The following is a 3,780-nucleotide window of genomic DNA, read 5'->3' on the forward strand; positions in this document are numbered from 1 at the left end:
AAAAATATCTTCCTTACATAAAACCTACTATAATGCCATCTTTTGACATATTTACATTCACTCAGCATCATTGCACCTACTAATTGTCTTTGATGCACCCATTTGATTTTATAAGGAATAATGATGAAAAGCTTGGGCAGTACTTTATTTATCCTCGGCGTATTGGCATTCGGTTTGAATTATATGAACGCAGTACCCAAAGTTTTGGCTTGGATTTACGAATGGGGCGAAGATACCGCCCTATGGATTAAAGCAGGCATTACAGGTAGTGGCGCTTTACTGTGGTTGGCAGGCAACTTCCTTGAAAAACCTGCAGAGACAGAGGCAGAAGCAGAAGAGGAAGAAGAATAAATGCTATAAAAGGCCTTCTGAAAAGTTTCAGACGGCCTTTTTTATATCTTCGGCAAAACAGTACCTACTTTATGTCTGAAAGTATGCCTTAATAGAATAAATTGCTTGCTTTATTACTCCATGCGTCGAAGTTGACTTTTATGGATATAACCCTGAATCGAAATATGATGACCATACTCGTCTTTTTCTGTGTAAGCTCCCTGATTGCTGTACCACAACCAGTCGCCTTTTCTGAAGGCTGGGGCGATCTGTACACGTGTTCCGTTTGGGAGTGTTTTGATGATTTCGCCTTGCCTGATCGGTTCTTCGGGGTAGCTGTTGTTACGGACGTTTGCCGATCCGTCAGGGCTGGCGACAACATAATTGTGCACAATAAAGCCTTGGCTTTGATGGACGTAGCCTGTACGGATTCCGTCTAATTGAATATGAAACCATTTACCCTGTTTACTGAGTATTTTATGTTTTTTGCTTTCATAATCCAATACGGTCATGATTTTGCTGCGTGTATCAGGAGCAGCACGAACGTTTGCAGAGCCATCGCATTCGGCATAAGGCAAAAAGTAATCAGCGGCTTGGGCTGCTGCCGACGATAGTAAAACCGTTAAAAACAGTGCCATTTTCTTCATGGTTGGTTTTCCTTAGTATGTTTAGAGTGAGTTTGTTGTGGCGGTAAATTGTGTTGCCGTGCAGGCTTTGACGCTGAATACGCCCGCCTGCTTATCCGAATTTCACTTCTACCCCGAATACTTCCCGCCATAGTTTTCGCACGTTGCCGTAGTGGGTCAGCAATTCGTCCGTTACTTCGGTTTTTTTGGCATCTCGCAGTTTGGTGTTGTGTTGCTGCTGGCGGTAGAAGCGGTAGGCGGTGCGGCTTTGTTCGGCGAGAGTTTTGTCGATGAGGCCGCAGTCGGCAGCGATGTTCAATAGGGCGATGTTGCCGTAGTTGTCCAAGAGTTGCGGATACTGGCGGGCATGGGCAAGGATCAGATATTGGACGATAAATTCGACATCGACCACGCCGCCGCGCGCGTATTTGACGTTGCTGTCGGCAGGCGGATGAGTGGGGAACATTTTTTCGCGCATTTCGATGATTTCGCCTGCTAAAACGGTTTGGTCGCGTTCGGCAGTCAGTATTTCGGTGCGGATGCGGTCGAAGGCCGTCTGAACATCAGGCGTACCGCAGATAAAACGGGCGCGGGTAAGGGATTGGTGTTCCCACGTCCATGCGTTTTCGCGCTGGTATTTTTCAAAGGCGGCGATGCTGTGGGCGAGGAAACCTGCGTCGCCGTTGGGGCGCAGGCGCAGGTCGGTTTCGTAGAGGCTGCCTGCGCCGGTAGCAGCGGAAAGCCAGTTGGTCAGGCGGCGGGCAAGACGGCTGTACACGTCGCCTGCATCGGGATGCGGATCGTCGTAAAGATAAACCAAGTCAAGGTCGGAGGAATAGCTGAGTTCTTTACCCCCCAGTTTGCCGTAGCCGATGATGGCAAATTGCGGCGTGTCGCGGTGTTTTTTGGGCATGTCCGCCCACGCGCACGGCACGGCGGCGGCGAGGATGGTGTCGGCAAGTGCGGAGAGCTGGTCGGAAAGTGATTCTACCGTCCACAATCCGGCAAGGTCCTGAACGGCGAGGCGGAAGACTTGGGCGTGTTGGAAATGGCGCAGCGTGTCCATTTGCGCTTCGGTGTCGCCGCCGCAGGCTTTGAGGTCGTTTGAAAGGGCTGCGGCGAGGGCTTGCCAGTCGAACGCGGTATCCAAAAGCTGCGCGCTGATGAGTTCGTCCAGCAGAATCGGATATTTGCTCAGATACGCCGCCACCCATGAGCTTTGGCTCATAATCTGCGCCAGTTGTGCCAGGGTTTGCGGATGCTCGTTGAGAAAGGCGAGATAGGCGGAGCGGCGGCTGATGTTTTCGAGGAAGTCAAACAGCCGCATCAGCGTATTGGTCGGGTTGGTTTGCTCTGCCGCCGCCTGTACCAACAGCGGCACGATGGCGTCAAAACGCGGCTGGGCGTGTGCGGAAAGGTGGCGGTATTTATGGCCGTGCCGGATTTGGTCTAGCCTTGCGGCGATGGTTTCGGCATCGAACCCGTGTTTTTTCAGACGGCCTTGCCGCTCTTCTTCGTCGGGCTTGTCCTGCCATGCCCATTGCCATTCGCTGTTGTCTAGGGTTTGCTCTTCGGGTTCGCTCAAAATTTCGTTGAACAACTGATTGACCTTGTTCCGATGAACGTTGAGGTCGTCTGAAAAGGCGGCGTAGCTGTCGAAACCCATGCTTTCGGCAAGCAGTTGCTGCTGTTCGGGCGAGGAGGGCAGGGTTTGGGTTTGCTGGTTGTCCCAGTATTGCAGGCGGTGTTCGATGTCGCGCAGGAAGCGGTAGGCGGCGAGCAGGGTTTCGACGTTTTCAGACGGCATGATGCCCAGCTCGGCAAGTTTCTTCAGCGTTTCCTGCGTGCCTTTCAGTTGCAGCGCGCGCATTTGTCCGCCGCGTATCATCTGGAAAATTTGGGCGATAAATTCAACTTCGCGGATGCCGCCCGCGCCGAGTTTGATGTTGTCCGCCATGCCTTTTTTGCTGACTTCGCTGCGGATTTGGCGGTGCAGGTTGCGCATCGCTTCATACGCGCTGTAATCCAGATATTTGCGGAACACAAAAGGGCGCACCAGCGATTTGATGTCGTTCGGATGCGGCGTAACCACGCGGCCTTTGCACCACGCATAGCGCTCCCATTCGCGCCCCTGCGTGATCAGATATTGCTCCAGCGCGGTTTCGCTCAACACCAGCGCGCCCGAATCACCGTCCGGCCGCAGCCGCATATCGACGCGGAACACCTGCCCGTCGGCGGTAATGTCGTTCAACAATGCAATCAGTTTCTGCCCGACTTTGGTGAAAAACTCCTGATTCCCCCGTTCGCGCCTGCCGTCGGTGTCTCCCGATTCGGGATAGACGAAAATCAAATCGATGTCGGAAGACACGTTCAACTCATAGCCGCCCGCCTTGCCCATCGCCACCACGCTCAAATGCTGCGGCGATTTGGTATAACGCCCGATCGGCGTGCCGTACATATCCTGATAATAGGCGTAGGAAAAGTCCAACGCGGTATTGACGGCAAAATCGGCAAACAGCGTAATCGTACGGGTTACTTCATTCAAATCACTGATGCGGTTTATATCGCGCACGATAATCTGCGACACCACATAACGGCGCAACTCGCGCAACTGCCGCGCTAATTCTTCCTCATTTTCTTCCGCACGGATTTTGTCCCAGTCGGCAAAGGCTTGGAAATCAGCTTCGGTTAAAACTTTGTCCAACATAGGCAGGAAGATTTCGGGCTTGAGTTTGCCTGAATCAAGGTTGCGGGCGAGAAAAAGGGAATAACGGCGGGCAGTATCGAGGCGGTTCATAATCTTTGCCTGAATAAACAGAAAAGA

3 protein-coding genes are annotated in these 3,780 nt (G+C 52.3%); 1 reads left to right on the forward strand and 2 read right to left on the reverse strand.

Annotation, left to right across the window (positions count from 1 at the left end; translation table 11 throughout):
- Positions 1–123 precede the first annotated feature (123 nt).
- Positions 124–351 (forward strand): hypothetical protein, encoded by a 228-nt coding sequence (locus ACTHS3_RS10685; protein ID WP_039861861.1) that lies wholly within the window; start codon positions 124–126, stop codon positions 349–351.
- A 113-nt stretch (positions 352–464) separates the two neighbouring features.
- Here the strand turns inward: ACTHS3_RS10685 and ACTHS3_RS10690 are convergent, their stop codons facing one another.
- Both ACTHS3_RS10690 and glnE read right to left on the reverse strand, forming a co-directional pair.
- Complete coding sequence (locus ACTHS3_RS10690) at positions 465–977, reverse strand: SH3 domain-containing protein (protein ID WP_004518947.1); 513 nt, start codon at positions 975–977, stop codon at positions 465–467.
- A gap of 91 nt (positions 978–1,068) precedes the next feature.
- Positions 1,069–3,753: a bifunctional [glutamate--ammonia ligase]-adenylyl-L-tyrosine phosphorylase/[glutamate--ammonia-ligase] adenylyltransferase gene (glnE, locus tag ACTHS3_RS10695; RefSeq protein WP_440367935.1), complete on the reverse strand. Its 2,685-nt coding sequence runs from the start codon at positions 3,751–3,753 to the stop codon at positions 1,069–1,071.
- Between the last annotated feature and the right edge of the window lie 27 nt (positions 3,754–3,780).

The sequence above is a fragment of the Neisseria sp. P0009.S007 genome (genome assembly GCF_051962515.1).

Excerpts from the sequence above, each read along its gene's own strand:
- ACTHS3_RS10685 (WP_039861861.1), top strand. The coding sequence starts at position 124 with ATGAAAAGCTTGGGCAGTACTTTATTTATCCTCGGCGTATTGGCATTC.
- ACTHS3_RS10690 (WP_004518947.1), bottom strand. The coding sequence starts at position 977 with ATGAAGAAAATGGCACTGTTTTTAACGGTTTTACTATCGTCGGCAGCA.
- glnE (WP_440367935.1), bottom strand. The coding sequence starts at position 3,753 with ATGAACCGCCTCGATACTGCCCGCCGTTATTCCCTTTTTCTCGCCCGC.